General features: G+C 73.2%; 10 protein-coding genes. 3 read left to right on the forward strand and 7 right to left on the reverse strand.

From position 1 onward, the window contains the following. Nucleotides 1-40: 40 nt before the first annotated feature. Nucleotides 41-3,334 carry an ATP-dependent helicase gene (locus tag ACFWPS_RS22490; protein WP_383707746.1) on the reverse strand — a complete coding sequence of 1,098 codons (3,294 nt, stop codon included), beginning with the start codon at nucleotides 3,332-3,334 and terminating at the stop codon, nucleotides 41-43. A gap of 266 nt (nucleotides 3,335-3,600) precedes the next feature. Next, nucleotides 3,601-3,987: an MGMT family protein gene (locus ACFWPS_RS22495; RefSeq protein ID WP_383707748.1), complete on the reverse strand. Its 387-nt coding sequence runs from the start codon at nucleotides 3,985-3,987 to the stop codon at nucleotides 3,601-3,603. 161 nt (nucleotides 3,988-4,148) lie between these two features. On the opposite strand from ACFWPS_RS22495, the gene ACFWPS_RS22500 reads away from it, so the two are divergent. The 3 genes from ACFWPS_RS22500 (at nucleotide 4,149) to ACFWPS_RS22510 (ending at nucleotide 10,302) form a co-directional block, all read left to right on the forward strand. Further along, entirely contained in the window at nucleotides 4,149-6,983 is a 2,835-nt protein-coding gene (locus ACFWPS_RS22500) for a lysylphosphatidylglycerol synthase domain-containing protein (RefSeq protein WP_383707750.1), read from the forward strand. A 62-nt stretch (nucleotides 6,984-7,045) separates the two neighbouring features. Beyond that, nucleotides 7,046-8,587: an alpha/beta hydrolase gene (locus ACFWPS_RS22505; RefSeq protein ID WP_383707752.1), complete on the forward strand. Its 1,542-nt coding sequence runs from the start codon at nucleotides 7,046-7,048 to the stop codon at nucleotides 8,585-8,587. A gap of 158 nt (nucleotides 8,588-8,745) precedes the next feature. Next, nucleotides 8,746-10,302, forward strand: a complete 1,557-nt coding sequence (locus ACFWPS_RS22510; protein WP_383707754.1) for an alpha/beta hydrolase — start codon at nucleotides 8,746-8,748, stop codon at nucleotides 10,300-10,302. Nucleotides 10,303-10,367: 65 nt separating this feature from the next. Here the strand turns inward: ACFWPS_RS22510 and moeZ are convergent, their stop codons facing one another. From moeZ to ACFWPS_RS22535, 5 genes are all read right to left on the reverse strand, one after another. Then, the gene (gene moeZ / locus ACFWPS_RS22515; protein ID WP_383707756.1) at nucleotides 10,368-11,546 is read right to left on the reverse strand and encodes an adenylyltransferase/sulfurtransferase MoeZ; all 1,179 of its coding nucleotides are present in this window, start codon (nucleotides 11,544-11,546) and stop codon (nucleotides 10,368-10,370) included. Nucleotides 11,547-11,609: 63 nt separating this feature from the next. After that, entirely contained in the window at nucleotides 11,610-12,359 is a 750-nt protein-coding gene (locus tag ACFWPS_RS22520) for a spherulation-specific family 4 protein (RefSeq protein ID WP_383707758.1), read from the reverse strand. Then, the gene (locus ACFWPS_RS22525; RefSeq protein WP_383707760.1) at nucleotides 12,347-13,309 is read right to left on the reverse strand and encodes an NAD-dependent epimerase/dehydratase family protein; all 963 of its coding nucleotides are present in this window, start codon (nucleotides 13,307-13,309) and stop codon (nucleotides 12,347-12,349) included. The genes ACFWPS_RS22520 and ACFWPS_RS22525 overlap by 13 nt, the downstream gene beginning before the upstream one ends. A gap of 199 nt (nucleotides 13,310-13,508) precedes the next feature. Then, complete coding sequence (locus ACFWPS_RS22530; RefSeq protein WP_383707762.1) at nucleotides 13,509-14,840, reverse strand: hypothetical protein; 1,332 nt, start codon at nucleotides 14,838-14,840, stop codon at nucleotides 13,509-13,511. Further along, complete coding sequence (locus tag ACFWPS_RS22535) at nucleotides 14,837-16,612, reverse strand: DUF3492 domain-containing protein (protein ID WP_383707764.1); 1,776 nt, start codon at nucleotides 16,610-16,612, stop codon at nucleotides 14,837-14,839. The genes ACFWPS_RS22530 and ACFWPS_RS22535 overlap by 4 nt, the downstream gene beginning before the upstream one ends. Nucleotides 16,613-16,783 lie beyond the last annotated feature (171 nt).

Raw genomic sequence — 16,783 nt, forward strand, 5'->3', positions numbered from 1 at the left:
ACTGACAATCGATGAAACAACGCAATCGACGAACCGGCGCTCACTCCACCACGTGCCGCCCCTCCGGCCGCGCGCTGCACGACGCGCGGAAGGCGCAGTGGGTGCAGTGCTGGCCGGTGGTCGGCGCGAACCGTTCGTCGAGAACCTTGCCGGCGGCGGTGGCCAGCAGTTCTCCGACCCACTCCCCCTCCAGCGGCTCCTGCCCCTGCACCTTGGGCAGGGTCTCGCCGCCGTCGCGCTGGGCGGCGCCCTGTCTGAGGTGGACCAGTTCGGCGCCGCCGGGCTCGGGCCGGACGCCGTCGAAGGCCTCGTCGACGGCGCCCTCGCGGACCGCGAGCTGATAGACGGCGAGCTGCGGGTGCCTGGCCACCTCGGCCGCGCTGGGCGCCTGCTTGCCGGTCTTGAAGTCGACGACGTACGCGCGGCCCTCGCCGTCCGCCTCCACACGGTCCATCTGGCCGCGGATGCGCACCTCGTAGTCGCCCGCTCCGAGGGTGACGTCGAAGTCCTGCTCGCTGGCCACCGGGGTGCGTGCGATGCGGTCCAGGACGTGCCACTTCAGGAAGCGTTCGAGGGCCACGCGCGCGTTGTCCTTCTCCTGCGCGGACTTCCAGGGCGCGTCGAAGGCGAGCGCGTTCCACACCGACTCCAGCCGCTCCATGAGGACGGCGAGGTCGGCGGGGGTGCGTCCGGAGGCGACCTCGTCGGCGAGGACGTGCACGACGTTGCCGAAGCCCTGGGCGGTGGTGGCGGGCGCGTCGGCCTTCACCTCGCGGCCCAGGAACCACTGCAGGCTGCAGGTGTTGGCGAGCTGGTCCAGGGCACTGCCGGAGAGCACCAGGGGCTGGTCGCGGTCGCGCAGCGGCACCTTGCTCTCGGTCGGCTCGAACATGCCCCACCACCGGTAGGGGTGGGCGGACGGCACCAGGGGGCGCCCGTCCTCGTCGGCGAGCGCGGCCAGCCGGGCCAGGCGGTGGGCGGCCGCCTCCCGCAGGGCGTCGGACGCGCGCGGGTCGACGGTGGTCGCGCGCAGCTCGGCGACCAGGGCGGCCACGGCGAGCGGACGGCGGGGCCGTCCGGTGACGTCCTGGGGTTCGACGCCCAGTTCGGTGAGGAACCGGGAGGGCTGGTCGCCGTCGTCCGCGGGGGCCTTCACAGCGGTGACGACGAGGCGGTCACGCGCGCGCGTGGCGGCGACGTAGAACAGGCGGCGCTCCTCGGCGAGCAGCGCGCCCGGGGTGAGGGGTTCGGCGAGTCCGTCACGGCCGATACGGTCGGCCTCCAGGAGCGAGCCGCGGCGGCGCAGGTCCGGCCACAGGCCCTCCTGGACGCCGGCCACGACGACCAGGCGCCACTCCAGGCCCTTGGCGCGGTGCGCGGTCATCAGGCGTACGGCGTCGGGGCGTACCGCGCGGCCGGCGAGGGTGTCGGCGGCGATGTCCTCGGCCTCGATCTCCGCCAGGAAGTTCAGCGCGCCCCGGCCGCCGCTGCGCTCCTCCGCGCGGGCGGCGGTGGCGAACAGGGCGCACACGGCGTCCAGGTCCCGGTCGGCGTTGCGGCCGGCCGCGCCGCCGCGGCGGGCGGCACGCTCCAGGCGCGAGGGCCAGGGTGTGCCGTTCCACAGGACCCACAGCGCCTCCTCGGCCGTACCGCCGTCCGCCAGGCACTCCCTGGCCCGGCCGAGCAGCGCGCCGAGCCGCTGCGCCCCGCGCGCGTACCCGGGGTCGTGGACGGCCAGGCGCTCGGGCTCGGCGAGCGCCCGTGCGAGCAGGTCGTCGGACGGGGGCGGGAGCGCGTTGCCGGCCGCCCGCTCCTCGTCGCGCAGGGCACGGCCGAGGCGGCGCAGGTCGGCGGCGTCCATGCCGGCGAGGGGGGAGCCGAGCAGGGTGAGCGCGGTCTCGGTGTCGAGCCAGCGGGCGCCCGCTTCCGCATCGGGCGCCGCTTCCGCCGTCGCCACCGCCCGCAGCGCCGTCAGCAGGGGCGCCACCGCCGGTTCGTGGCGCAGCGGCATGTCGTCGCCGTCGATGTCCAGGGGGACGCCGGCCGCGGTGAGGGCGCGACGGGCCGTCGGGATGGTGTGGGAGCCGGCGCGCACCAGGACGGCCATGTCGCTCCAGCGGACGCCGTCCTCCAGGTGCGCGCGGCGCAGGATGTCGGCGATGTTGTCCAGCTCGGTGCCGGGCGTCGGGTACGTGTAGACCTCGACGCGGCCGTCGTCCCGCGCTGCGGTCAGCTCGCGGTGCGCGCGCACCTTCTCGGCGGGCAGCCGGGTCAGCGGCATCCGCTGGGTCAGCAGGCGGGTCGCGGCCAGCAGGACGGCGCCGGAGCGGCGGGACGTGCGCAGCACTTCCACGGGGGCGGGACGGCCGTCCACGCGCGCGAAGGCCGACGGGAAGTCCAGGATGCCGTTCACGTCGGCGCCCCGGAACGTGTAGATCGACTGGTCGGGGTCGCCGAACGCGACCAGGGTGCGGCCACCGCCGGCCAGGGCGTGCAGCAGGCGCACCTGGGCCGGGTCGGTGTCCTGGTACTCGTCGACGTACACGGCGTCGTAGCGGCCGGCGAGGTCCAGGGCGATCTCGGGACGGTGGGCGAGCAGCACCGCGCGGTGGACGAGTTCGGCGTAGTCCAGGACGCCCTGGAGGTCGAGGACGTCGAGGTACTCGGCGAGGAAGGCGGCCGCGGCCCGCCAGTCGGGGCGGCCGATGCGGCGGGCGAAGGCGTCCAGGGCGGCCGGGTCCAGGCCCAGCTCGCGGCTGCGGGCGAGGACCGCGCGGACCTCGTCGGCGAAGCCCCGGGTGGTCAGACAGGCGCGCAGGTCGTCGGGCCAGCGCACGTGGTTCAGCCCGAGCCGCTCCAGGTCGGGCTGGCCGGCCAGCAGGTCGCGGACGGCGACGTCCTGCTCGGGGCCGGACAGCAGCCGCAGCGGGTCCACGAACAGACCGCTGTCCTGGTGGGCGCGGACCAGGGCGTAGCAGTACGAGTGGAAGGTGGTCGCCCGCGGCGCACGGGCCGCGCCCACCCGTAGGGCCATGCGGTCGCGCAGTTCGACGGCGGCCTTGCGGCTGAACGTCAGCACCAGGATCCGCTCGGGGTCCGCGCCACGGGCGATCCGCGCGGCCACCGACTCCACCAGGGTGGTGGTCTTGCCGGTGCCGGGACCCGCGAGGACGAGGAGCGGGCCGGACCCGTGGTCAACCACGGCGCGCTGTGCGGCGTCCAGACGAGGGGGATCCACGTCGGCCGGCGGGGTACGGACCAGTCGGTAAGCGCCACGGCTCCCCTGCCGCACCGGGAGGTGCGGCAGGCGCCTGGTGGAGGAAGAGGAGCTCACGTGGTTCGCCGGTCCTGGTGGGTGTGCTGGTCGGTTCGCGGTCGCGCGTGCGCGGGGGTGGCCGCGGGGTGAGCGGGACACGCGCAGCCGACGCTACGCCGACGAACCGGACGGAAGCAGGGCTTCCGATTCTTCCCGTCCGCCCCGGGCGGCGCTCACGGCACGCGCGCCGCACATCTCACGAACGTACGTCATGCCACGGACGTCCCCGGTGTCCCTCGTACGGGCCACCGGTTCCCCTCAAGGGCCTCCGATGGCGGAAGCTGTCAGGTGTGAGCCCCCGCGTCCGCGCCGCCGTCCCACCGCGCCCGCTTCATGTCGAGCCGCGGCAGATGGCCCTCCGCGGCCCTGCTCGCCTGCTTCAGCGGGGTGCCCTCGGCGCGGTAGTGGTCCAGCGCGCCCAGCTCGTGCCCCGGGAGCAGCACCCCGTCGGCACGCACCACCCGCCACCACGGGACGGCACCGCCGTAGAGGGACATCACCCGCCCCACCTGACGCGGACCGCCCTCCTCCAGCCACTCCGCGACGTCGCCGTACGTCATCACGCGCCCGGGCGGGATCCGCTCGGCGACCTCCAGGACCCGCTCGGCGTACTCGGGCAACTCGTCCGCGTACCCCTCTCGGGTGTCCTCGGGAAGGCTCTGCTCGCTCATTCGCCCCATCCTGCCGCACCCCACCGACAACCCGCGCGGTCCGCGGCAGGCCTGCGCCTCGCCCTCTCGCGGCGCTTGGGGCAGACTGTGCGCCCCCGCATCTGCACCCTGATGCCCCCGGGTGTCGGTGGGGCATGCCACCATCGTGCGGGCGGTGACTGGTGATACGAGATCAAGAAGAGACGACCGAGCAGCAGGGCGTGCGCTCCGACGGCGGAGCCGGCACCTCTGACGCCGCCGCACGCCCGGACCCGGCGGAATCCGGCACGCAGCCACACCCGAACTCGCCCGAATCCGACACCGTGCGCCCTGACACCACACAGCCGGCCGCCGCCGCAGAACCCGACGTCACACAGCCGGACGCCGTGCAGTCGGACGCCGTGCAGTCGGACGCCGTCGAACCGGACTCCGAGCAGTGCGACGAAACGCACGCCGACGAGGTGGAGGGCGACGAACCGCTGCTCCCCGCGCGCGTGCACCGGCCCTCCGACCTCATGCGGCTCCTGGTCGGCGTGCTCGCCATCGCCGTGCTGCTCGGCATCGCCGCGTTCGCGCACGGCACCACCTCCGGGCTCGAGCAGGACATCAACAAGGGCACCGGACAGGCCCCCGACCTGCTGATCAGGTTCGCGGGGCTGGCGTCCAGCATCGCGATCCTGCTGGTACCGGTCGCGTTCGCGATCGAGCGGCTGATCAAGCGGGACGGGCTGCGCATCGCCGACGGCGTGCTCGCGGCCGTCCTCGCGCACGGCGTGACCCTCGCCACCGACCTGTGGGTGGCCAGAGCCGCCCCGGACTCGATCCAGGAGGCGCTGACCCAGCCCTCTCCCGGTGACATCCACGCCCTCACCGACCCGGTGCACGGCTATCTCGCGCCCGTCATCGCCTACATGACGGCCGTCGGCATGTCCCGGCGCCCGAGATGGCGCGCGGTGCTGTGGATCGTGCTGATGCTCGACGCGTTCTCCATGCTCGTCACCGGCTACACGACGCCGTTCTCGATCATCCTCACGGTGCTGATCGGCTGGACCGTGGCCTACGGCACGCTGTACGCCGTCGGCTCCCCCAACGTCCGCCCCACCGGCCGGACCCTGCTGGCGGGCCTCAGGCACGTCGGCTTCCACCCGGTCGGCGCGGCCCGCGAGGAGGCCCTGGACACCGAGAACGGCGACCGGGGCCGGCGCTACTTCGTCACCCTGGAGGACGGCCCGCCGCTGGACGTCACGGTCGTCGACCGGGAACAGCAGGCCCAGGGCTTCTTCTACCGCGCGTGGCGCAACCTGACCCTGCGCGGCTTCGCCACCCGCTCCAGCCTCCAGTCCCTGCGCCAGGCCCTGGAGCAGGAGGCACTGCTGGCGTACGCGGCGATCGCGGCCGGTGCCAACGCGCCCAAGCTGATCGCCACCTCCGAGCTGGGCCCCGACGCCGTGATGCTCGTCTACGAGCACACCGGCGGTCGTAGCCTCGACTCGCTGGCCGACGAGGAGATCACCGACGAACTGCTGCGCAACACCTGGCACCAGGTGCAGGCGTTGCAGTCGCGCCGGATCGCGCACCGCAGGCTCGCGGGTGACGCCATCCTGGTGGATCGTTCCGGCACGGTGATCCTCACCGACCTGCGCGGCGGTGAGATCGCGGCCGGCGAACTGCTGCTGCGCATGGACGTGGCCCAGCTGGTCACCACGCTCGGTCTGCGGGTGGGCGCCGAGCGCGCGGTGGCCTCGGCGGTCGGCGTCCTCGGCCCCGACGCCGTGGCCGACTGTCTGCCGATGCTCCAGCCGATCGCACTGACGCGCTCCACGCGCGCGACGCTGCGCAGACTGGCCAGGGAGCGCGCCCAGCGCGAGCGGGACGCGGTCCTGGAGGCGTCCCGGCAGGCCAAGCAGGCCCGCGCGGAGGAAGCCGAGAAGCCCGACAAGAAGACGGTGCGCGCGGAGCAGCGGGCCGAGAAGCGGGCCCTGGACGACGCGCTGGAAGAGGCCCGCGAGGAGGACCTGCTCACCCAGATCCGGCACCAGGTGCTGCGGATCAGGCCGCAGGCACCCGTCGAGCCGGCCCGCCTGGAGCGGGTGCGGCCGCGCACGCTGATCAGCGTCATCGCCGGTGCGATCGGCGGGTACTACCTGCTGACCCAGCTCACCCACATCGAGTTCGGCCCCCTGGTCGCGAACGCCCAGTGGGGCTGGGTGATCGCCGCGGTGCTGTTCTCGGCGCTCAGCTATGTCGCCGCCGCGATGTCACTGCTCGGGTTCGTGCCCGAACGGGTGCCCTTCGTGCGGACCGTGGCGGCGCAGCTCGCCGGTTCGTTCGTGAAGATCGTGGCGCCCGCCGCGGTCGGCGGTGTGGCCCTCAACACGCGCTTCCTGCAGCGCGCGGGCGTGCGCCCTGGGGGCGCGGTGGCAAGCGTCGGCGCCTCACAGCTGTTCTCGCTCGGCTGTCACATCCTCATGCTGCTGTCCTTCGGCTATCTGACCGGCACCGAGAAGACCCCGTCGCTGTCCCCCTCCCGCACGGTCATCGCGGGCCTGCTGACCGTCGCCGTGCTGGTCCTCGTGGTGACCTCGGTGCCGTTCCTGCGGAAATTCGTCAGCACGCGCGTGCGGTCGCTCTTCGCGGGTGTCGTGCCGCGCATGCTGGACGTGCTCCAGCGGCCGCAGAAGCTCGTCACCGGCATCGGCGGCATGCTGCTGCTGACCGCCTGCTTCGTGATGTGCCTGGACGCCTCCATCCGCGCGTTCGGCGACCAGTCGACCTCGCTGAGCATCGCCAGCGTCGCCGTCGTCTTCCTCGCCGGCAACGCGCTCGGCTCCGCGGCGCCCACCCCGGGCGGTGTCGGCGCGGTCGAGGCGACCCTGACCGTCGGCCTGATCGCCATCGGCCTCCCCAAGGAGGTCGCGGCGCCCGCCGTCCTGCTGTACCGGCTGCTGACCCTGTGGCTGCCGGTCCTGCCGGGCTGGCTGGCCTTCAACCACCTCTCGCGCAAGGGCGCGCTCTAGGGCCGTACCTCGGACGGCTCGCGCCCCGCGCGCGGGGCCGTGCACGACCCCAGGATGGGAGCATGCCGAACCCCTTCCGGATCCGTGTCGCCGCCCTGACCACCGCCCTGGCGCTGTCCTCCCTGCTGACCGGATGCAGCGACGGTGCCAAGGACGGGGATCTGGCGGCGCAGAAGCTGGACTGGAAGAACTGCCCGGCACCCGACGAGGCCGAGGGCGGCGGCGACGCACCGTCCCCGCTGCCCGGCGGCGGCACCTGGCAGTGCGCCACCATGAGGGCACCCCTGGACTGGTCGAAACCGAAGGGCGCCGCCATCGGGCTCGCGCTGATCCGGGCCAGGGCCAGCGGCGACCCGAGCAAGCGGATCGGCTCCCTGGTCTTCAACTTCGGCGGCCCCGGCGGCAGCGGCGTCACCACCCTCCCCGCGTTCGGCGAGGACTACGCGGCCCTGCGCACGCGCTACGACCTCGTCAGCTTCGACCCGCGCGGAGTCGGCCGCAGCGACCCCGTCGAGTGCGAGAGCGACGCGCAGCTCGACGACTACTTCCAGCAGGACGCGACGCCCGACACCAGCGCCGAACGCACCCAGCTGATCAACCGCACCAAGCAGTTCAACGCCGCCTGCGAGAAGAACTCCAGGGCGATCCTGCCGCAGGTCCGCACCACCGACGCCGCCCGCGACATGGACCTGATGCGCCAGGTCCTCGGCGACCGGCAGCTGCACTACTTCGGCATCTCCTACGGCACCGAACTCGGCGGCGTCTACGCCCATCTGTTCCCGAAGAACGTGGGCCGGGCCGTCTTCGACGGCGTCGTCGACCCCACCCAGGACCCGGAGCAGAGCTCGCTCGGGCAGGCCAAGGGCTTCCAGCTCGCGCTCGACAACTTCGCCGAGGACTGCACGTCGAAGACGACGGAGTGCCCGATCGGGGACACCCCGCAGGACGTGAAGGACCGTATCGCCAAGCTCCTCGTGGACCTCGACAAGAAGCCGATCCCGGGCGTCCTCCCGCGCCAGCTCACCCAGTCCGCCGCGACCAACGGGATCGCCCAGTCCCTGTACTCCAAGGACTTCTGGGAGTACCTCACCGAGGGGCTCGAGGAGGCGTACGACGGCGACGGGAGGATCCTGATGCTGCTGTCCGACTCGATGAACGGCCGCAGCCTGAACGGCGAGTACAGCAACATCACGGCGGCGAACATCGCCATCAACTGCGCCGACGAGAAGCCGCGGTACACCGCCGACTACGTCCAGCAGAAACTGCCCGAGTTCCGCGCCGCCTCCCCGCTGTTCGGCGACTACCTCGCCTGGGGGATGGTCAGCTGCACGGACTGGGCTGTGCCGGGCGCCGCCGACCACCCCGACGTCAGCGCGCCCGGCTCGGCGCCGATCCTGGTCGTGGGCAACACGGGGGATCCGGCGACGCCGTACGAGGGCGCGAAGAAGATGGTGGACGCCCTCGGGCAGGGCGTCGGGGTCGAGCTGACGTACAAGGGGCAGGGACATGGGGCGTACGACAGCAAGAACAAGTGTGTGCAGGGCGCCGTGAACGGCTATTTGCTGGAGGGGACGGTGCCGAAGGCCGGAACGGTCTGTACGTGAGGGCGCGCCGAAAGTGCCGCACCCCTCTCGGGTTGCCGTAAACACGCAGGTCGAAGGGTTATCCACAGGCTGCAACGGCCTCCGCTCGATCCGCCTACTATGGCCTGACCGCTTTCCGCGACGAACCTGCGGAGAGCCCGTGTGGGGGGTGGGCACGCATGTTGCGTTTCGTACGGTGGGCGGCTGCCGTAGCCGCCGGGCTGCTCGTGGCCGGGTGTAGCAGCGGGTCGTCAGGTGGGGGCGGGGACGAAGGGAAGGCCTCGTCCGGGCAGCCGTCTGCCGCCACGTCCGCCGCCACAGGCTCGGCGGCCCTGCCCGCGTCCCTCACCGCCCAGAAGCTCGACTGGAGCCGCTGCAAGGCCACTTCGGACTCCGCCGCACCCGGGGACGAGTGGCGGTGTGCGACGCTCAAGGTGCCGCTGGACTGGTCGAAGCCGGACGGCGAGACGATCGGGCTGGCGCTGATCCGGGCGCAGGCGAGCGGGGGTTCGGGGAAGCGGATCGGCTCGCTGCTGTTCAACTTCGGCGGGCCGGGCGGCTCCGGCGTCTCGACGATGCCGTACTACGCCTCCACCGTCTCCGCGCTGCGCGAGCGGTACGACCTGGTGAGCTGGGACCCGCGCGGGGTGGGAGCCAGTGAGGGGATCCGGTGCCGCAGCGACAAGGACATCCAGAGCGCCGAGTCGATCGACGCGACACCGGACACCGCGGCGGAGGAGACGGCGTACTTCCAGGACGCCGCCGCCTTCGGCAAGGGCTGCGAGAAGGCCGCCGGCACGCTGATCGCGCATGTCTCGACGACCGACACGGCCCGCGACATGGACCTGATGCGCCAGGTCCTCGGTGACGCGAAGATGCACTACTTCGGCATCTCGTACGGCACCGAACTGGGCGGTGTGTACGCCCACCTGTTCCCTAAGAAGGTGGGACGGCTGATCCTGGACGCGGTGGTGGACCCGACGGCCGACTCGGTCGGCCAGGAGAAGAACCAGGCCGCCGGCTTCCAGAGGGCACTGGACGACTACCTCAAGTCCACCGGCCAGGACCCGGAACAGGGCTCGCAGAAGATCGGCGATCTGCTGAAGAGGCTCGACGCCTCGCCGCTGCCCACGTCTTCCGGGCGGAAGCTCACCCAGACCCTCGCGGTGACCGGCATCGTGCTGCCGCTGTACAGCCAGGACAGCTGGCCGACGCTGACCAGCGCACTGAAGGCGGCCGAGGAGGGCGACGGCTCGGAGCTGCTGTCGCTCGCGGACCAGTACAACGAGCGGGACTCCTCGGGGCACTACGGCACCACCACCCACTCCCAGCGGGTCATATCGTGCCTGGACGACAAGGAGCGGCCGACGCTCGCCGAGACGAAGAAGCGGCTGGCGGAGTTCGAGAAGATCTCGCCCGTCTTCGGGGACTTCCTCGGCTGGGACTCGGCCGGCTGGTGCCACGACTGGCCGGTGGCGGGACAGTGGGACACCCCGGAGGTGAGCGCACCGGGCGCGGCCCCGGTCCTGCTGGTCGGCAACACCGGCGACCCGGCCACCCCGTACGAGGGCGCCCGCAAGATGGCCGACGAGCTGGGCAAGGGTGTCGGCGTCGAGCTGACCTGGAAGGGCGAGGGCCACGGTGCGTACGGCAGCGGCAGCGACTGCGTGGACTCGACGGTGAACGCCTATCTGCTGGACGGCACGGTCCCGAAGGACGGCAAGGTCTGCTCATGACGAAGGCGGGGGTCCCGGGCACCTGCCGTGCCGCCCGGAGCCCCCGCCCTTCGCGGAGCCTGTGCTCAGTAGACCGGCTTCTCGGGCTCGATCTGGTTGACCCAGCCGATCACGCCGCCGCCGACGTGGACCGCGTCCGCGAAGCCCGCGGACTTCAGGACCGCGAGGACCTCAGCGCTGCGGACACCCGTCTTGCAGTGCAAGACGATCCTCTTGTCCTGGGGCAGGCCCTCCAGGGCGGTGCCGAGCAGGAACTCGTTCTTCGGGATCAGCTTGGCGCCGGGGATGGAGACGATCTCGTACTCGTTCGGCTCGCGGACGTCGATGATCTCGATGTTCTCGCCGTCGTCGATCCACTCCTTGAGCTGCTTGGGAGTGATCGTCGAGCCGGCGGCGGCCTGCTGGGCCTCTTCGGAGACGACGCCGCAGAAGGCCTCGTAGTCGATGAGCTCGGTGACGGTCGGGTTCTCGCCGCAGACCGCGCAGTTCGGGTCCTTGCGGACCTTGACCTGGCGGTACTGCATCTCCAGGGCGTCGTAGATCATCAGGCGGCCGACGAGGGGCTCGCCGGTGCCGGTGAGGACCTTGATGGCCTCGGTGACCTGGATGGAGCCGATGGACGCGCACAGCACGCCCAGGACGCCGCCCTCGGCGCAGGAGGGGACCATGCCCGGCGGCGGGGGCTCCGGGTAGAGGCAGCGGTAGCAGGGGCCGTGCTCGGACCAGAAGACCGAGGCCTGGCCGTCGAAGCGGTAGATGGAGCCCCAGACGTACGGCTTGTTCAGCAGCACGCAGGCGTCGTTCACCAGGTAGCGGGTGGCGAAGTTGTCCGTGCCGTCGACGATCAGGTCGTACTGGCTGAAGATGTCCATCACGTTCTCGGCCTCGAGCCGCTCTTCGTGCAGGACCACGTTCACGTACGGGTTGATGCCGAGGACGGAGTCCCGGGCGGACGCGGCCTTGGAGCGACCGATGTCGGCCTGGCTGTGGATGATCTGGCGCTGCAGGTTCGACTCGTCGACCTCGTCGAACTCCACGATGCCAAGGGTGCCGACGCCCGCGGCGGCCAGGTACATCAGCGCCGGCGAGCCCAGGCCGCCGGCGCCCACACACAGCACCTTGGCGTTCTTCAGCCGCTTCTGCCCGTCCATCCCGACGTCGGGGATGATCAGGTGGCGGGAGTACCTGCGGACCTCGTCTACGGTGAGCTCAGAGGCTGGCTCGACCAGGGGTGGCAGCGACACGGGGACTCCGTTGATCGGTCAATCACTACAATTGTTCTCCCTGTAACACTGCCACGGGCTTCTTCATTCCGAGACACCTGTTCCGATCCGCGAGACGATTTCGTCCCAGTAGCCGGGCATGGTCTCCCAGGGGTCGGCCCGGCCCCAGCGATCGGTCCGGTCGGTGAAGTAGATCGTGGCGGCGCCCTGCCAGCGGGCGATGCGCAGTGCCTCGTCGAGGTGGCCGAGGGGCACACCGTGCACGAAGTGGCAGAAGCGGTCGGGTGGGTAGTCGGCGGTCCACTCGGCGACCTGGGACCAGCGGTAGTCGCTCCAGGGCCCGGCGAAGGTCACCAGCTGGTCGGCGTTCTCGGCGTAGCCCGGGTGGGGGTGGGTGCCGTGGCCGAGGACGATGTGGGGGTCGTCACCTATGGTGCGGAGCGCGGCTACCGCGCGGCGGATCTCGGGGAGCGCGGTGCGCTCGGTGGGGCAGCGGTCCAGCAGGAAGCCGTCGACGCGGTACCAGTCGTGGAATTGGTGGGCGTCGGTGAGCAGGTGACCGTGGGGGCGGGCGCCGTAGGCGGTGTCCAGGCGACCGAGGACGCGGACGCCCGCGTTGCGGAGCCGGCCGGCCGCCTCCAGGCAGTGCGGGTCGGGGCGGCTGCCGGGGCCGTTCGCCACATTCAGGACGACCCAGTGCAAAGGGGTGCCGGGGCGGGTGAGTTCGGCCCACTGGGCGGGGGCGAGGAGAGGGTGGGCGTAGCCGGGGATGCCGACGGCGGTGCGGACGCCGGTGGTCGCGGCGCTCGCCCGGGTGCTGGTCAGATGCGGCACGCCGCCTCCATCCAGATGTCCGCGAGGGACTCCTCGAGGTTGATGCGGGGCCGCCAGCCGAGCCGGTCGCGGGCGCAGCGCACGTCGGCCTGCTGCCAGCTGCCGCAGCCGTCCGGGTACGGGTACGCGACCGGGGCCGCGTGGTCGGGGTCCAGGCGGGGATGGCCGATGGGGCTGCGCAGCGGGGGGCCGGGCGGGCCGTCGAGTTCGTGCAGGGCGCCGCCGTATCCGGCGACCCGGGCGAGGACGGCAGCGGCGTCGCGGAGCCGGACGGCGCGGCCGGAGCCGATGTTGATGACGCCCTGGGCGGCGGAGAGCGAGGCCGCGTGGACGGCGCGGGCGACGTCGCGTACGTCGATGAAGTCGCGCTGGGCGCCGAGGCCGCCGAGTTTGAGTTCGCCGTCGCCCGACTGCATGGCGCGGCGCATGGCTTCGGCGAGGCGGCCGAGCGGTGAGCCGGCCGGGGTGCCAGGACCGGCCGGCGAGAAGACACGCAGGACGACGGCGTCCAGGCCGGAGCCGAGGACGAGTTCGGTGGCGGCGAGCTTGCTGACGCCGTACGGGCCGCCGGGGCGTGGCACGGCGTCCTCGGCGGTGGAGGAGCCGGGCTGGCTCGGGCCGTACTCGGCGCTGCACCCGACCTGCACCAGGCGGGCGCCGCAGCCGCTGCGGCGCAGGGCCTCGCAGACGGTGGCGACGGCGACGGTGTTGTGCCGGGTGAGTTCCCGGGCGCCGCCGCGGGTGGCACCTGCGCAGTTCACGATGACGCCCGGGTGGACCGCATCGAGGAACCGGGTGAGCGCGCCGGGGCTGCCGGTGGCGAGGTCGAAGCGGACGTCGGCGTCGTCACCGCGGCCGAGCGCGGTGAGCTGGACGGCCGGGTCGGCGAGCAGCCGGTCGGCGACGAAGCGGCCGAGGTATCCGTTGGCTCCGATCAGCAGAACCCTCATCGTGCGGCTCCCGGGGTGTGCGCTCCGGCGACTCCGGTGGCTCCGGCGCTTCCGGTGGTTCCGGACACTCCGGGTCCGGGTCGGGAGGTGGTCATCTGGTGGTCTCCTTCAAGGGGTGGTGCGGTTGCCTCCGGCGGGGTGCCGGGCGACTGCTGCCGGGACGGCTCGGCGAGACGTGCGAGGACATCGGCGGCTCTGCTCACTGCGGGTCTCCCGTCGGCGCGTGGGCCGAGGCCCGGGTGAGGGTGCGGATCGCCCGCAGCAGCAGCGCCAGGGCGGCGGCGCCGCAGACGAGGGCCGGGATGCCGCCCGCACCCCAGGCGTCGGCCAGGGCGCCGACGGGAGCGGCCAGGAAGGCGCAGCCGGGCAGCCGGCCGGCCAGGACGAGGGCCACGGCCGCCGCTTCCGTGGCGGCCGCGATGGCGAGGGTGGGCCCCTGCGGGACGTTGTGGACGGCGAGGAGGCGGGCGAGCAGGAGGAGGGCCCCGAGGGTGAGGGCCACCGGGTAGCCGGCGGGTTCGCCGAGGACGGCGCCGCACAGGGCGAGCAGGGCGGTGAGGGCGCCGAGGAAGAGGGCGAACGTGCCGAGCAGCAACGGCTGTACGGCGCCGGTGAACTCCTCCAGGCCCCGGCTGCCCGCGAGCCTGCGGCGGGCGCCCGCCGTGAGGAGGTGGGCGCTCCAGGCCGCCGGGGCGCAGGCCAGGGTGAGGGCGAGGACGGGGACCGTGGTCACCGGCCAGGGGCCGTCGGCGGCACCGGTCGGGAGGCCGTCGGGGCCGCCGTCCATGACGGCCCGCAGCAGGCCGTCGCCGAGCAGGGCGTAGGCGAGGAGCCAGCAGGTCCACACGCGCGTGCCGGTGGCGGTGTGCCAGGCAGGGGTACGGGCGGGCACGGCCAGCGGGCCGCGGCGCAGGGCCGGGCGTACGGCAAGGGCGACGGCGAGCACCCCCACGGCTGCCGCCACGAGGCGTGGGCGGCCCTCGGTGAGCCGTACGCCGGTCACGGCGGCCGCGCACACGGTGCCTGGGAGGAGTGTGAGCAGCGCCCAGTCGGCGCGTACCCGGGGCGCGGGTACCGGTTCGGGGGGCGGGCACCGGTCACCGTCGCGGGGCACGCGCGCGTAGAGCTCTTCGGCGAGCGAGAAGACGTCACGGTGCCGGAAGCGGGCGGCGGTGCGGTCGGTGACACCGTGCGCTTCGAGGCCGGCCGCGATCTCCAGGGGGTCCACGGCACGCTCGCAGAGCGCGCGGTGACGGTGCATCAGCGCCTTCACCGGGTCGGCGGCGGCGCCTCGGCGAGGGGTGGATCCGGGGCTGCCGGCGGTGTTCTCGGCAGCGGCTCGGCTCTCCGGCAGGTTCCCGCCGGGCGCCGGTGATCCGCCCCCGGGGAAGGTGTCTCCCGAGCCGGGCCCGTCCACTCCCGGGAGCCATTCCTCCGACCGCGCGTCCCAGGCGTGGGCCGCGCCGGGGCGCCCGGGCCGGTCCAGCTCCCCCAGACCGCCGTTCACCGCGCCGCCTTCGTCGCCGTTCACAGCGCCCCCTCGGTGGCCGCGAGCGGGGTGGCCCGTACCGGGGTGGGCCGCATCGCGGCGCCCAGGGCCCAGCCGGGCCCGGCGCGATGGGCGACGCGGGCCGCGGGGCCGGTCCAGCGGCCGGGCACATGGGCCTCGGCCGGGACGGCGAACGGCAGGGGCTCGCCCGCCTGGTCGAGGACGACCCGGCGCACCGGGCAGTGCGAGACGATCTCCAGGTAAATGCCGTGAAATGCCGCGATGTTCTGCTCGACGGTGAACAGTTCGAGCGCCCGGGCGCGTGCGGCGGCTCCGAGGCGCTCACGGCGTTCGGAGTCGCGCAGCAGCGCCACGCACGCCTCCGCGAGCGCCCGTGGATTGCGCGGGGGTACGACGAGCCCGGTGCCGCCGATGACCTCCACCACGGCGCCGACGTCCGTGGAGACGGTCGCCCGGCCGCAGAACATCGCCTCGACGAGTCCCACCGGGAAGCCCTCGACGACGCTGGAGAGAACGACGACCGCGCCCGACGCGTAGGCGTCGGCGAGGGTCGGTGCCTCCGGGCCGCCTATCTCCTCGAAGGAGACCGGGTTGTCGCCGACGGCGTGCACGCCCTCGGCCTCGTCCGGGAAGAGCTGTGCGGCGAGCGCCCTGCAGTGCCCCAGATAGGCCTCGCCCTCCGGCCCCGCCGGGACGCCCACGACCCGCAGTCGCGTCTTGGGCTCCTCCTTGCGGACCTCGGCGAAAGCGTGCAGCAACGACACCAGGTCCTTGGCCGGTTCGATACGGCCGACCCACACGAGGGCGTCCGGGTCGGCGCGGTCCGGGGCCTCGCCCACCTCTGCGAAGCGGGCGGCCTCCATGCCGGGATGCACGGTCCGGATACGGGCGCGGTCGGCGCCGCAGCGCTCCTGCCAGCGGCGGGTGTGCGCGTTGTCCGGGGTGATGATCGCGGCGCGGCGGTAGACCTCGGCGGCGAGCCGGCCGTGGAAGGCGGCGAGCAGCGCGCGTACGGCGGGGGCGGCCACGCCGGGGCCTGAGGCGAGGTAGTGCGAGCGCAGCCGCACGCCGTACTCGGTGACCAGCAGCGGCACGCCGGAGAAGTGCCCGGCGAGCAGGCCGGCCAGGGCGGCGGGGCCGCCGGCGGTGGCATGGCAGAGATCGGCCGCACCGAGGCCGTCGTCGCCGTACCAGTCCAGGGAGAGGGGGCGCAGGGCGCGTTCGAGGTGGGCGGCGACGGCGAGCAGATCGGGCACGCGTGCCTCGCGTGCCGTACCGAGTGCGCCGGGCGCGCGGCAGGCGCGCTCCAGTGCGCGTATGGCGGTGTCGGAGCGGAGCGCGGCAACGAGTCCGCCCTCGTCGCGAGCGAGTTCGGCGAGTCCGTGGAGCGCGCTGCCGAAACGGTCCGCCAGAGAACCGGGCACGGCACCGGAGCCGCCCGCAGCACCTGGGCCCTCCGCGCCGGTCGAGCCGTGCGGGTCCTCCGTGCCGTTCGGTCCCGGGCCGGCACACAGCACGCCCGCGAGCTCGCCGTAGCTCTCGGCGAAGCGCCGGCGCGCGCGCCGTCCGTACGTGACCCCGTCCTCCTCGCCGCTCCAGAGGGGAGCCGTCCGCACGCGGCTGACGTGCGGCGGCAGCGGCAGCCAGCCCTCGTCCTCCTGACGCCGGGTGCGGCTGAGCGCGTAGAGGTCGAACTCGTGCCGCCCGAGCCCGCGCACGAGCCGGTCGCACCAGAGCACGGCGTCACCGCTCACATGCGGATAGCCACCCTCCGTAACCAGTCCGATGCGCACGTGTGCACCCCCGATCGATCTCCCGTATGGGGAGCCACCGTGGCTCGGTGGCTCGCAGCGGGACGAACGTATGCGGACAAGGCGGTGGGGGGGGGGGGGGGGTGGGAAAGCACCCCCCACAAATAGGTCGTAGAGTGTCAAATTAAGGAAAGCTTGGCGGTTGGGTGCGCA

This window comes from Streptomyces sp. NPDC058457 (genome assembly GCF_042720695.1).
Taxonomy (GTDB): Bacteria; Actinomycetota; Actinomycetes; order Streptomycetales; family Streptomycetaceae; genus Streptomyces.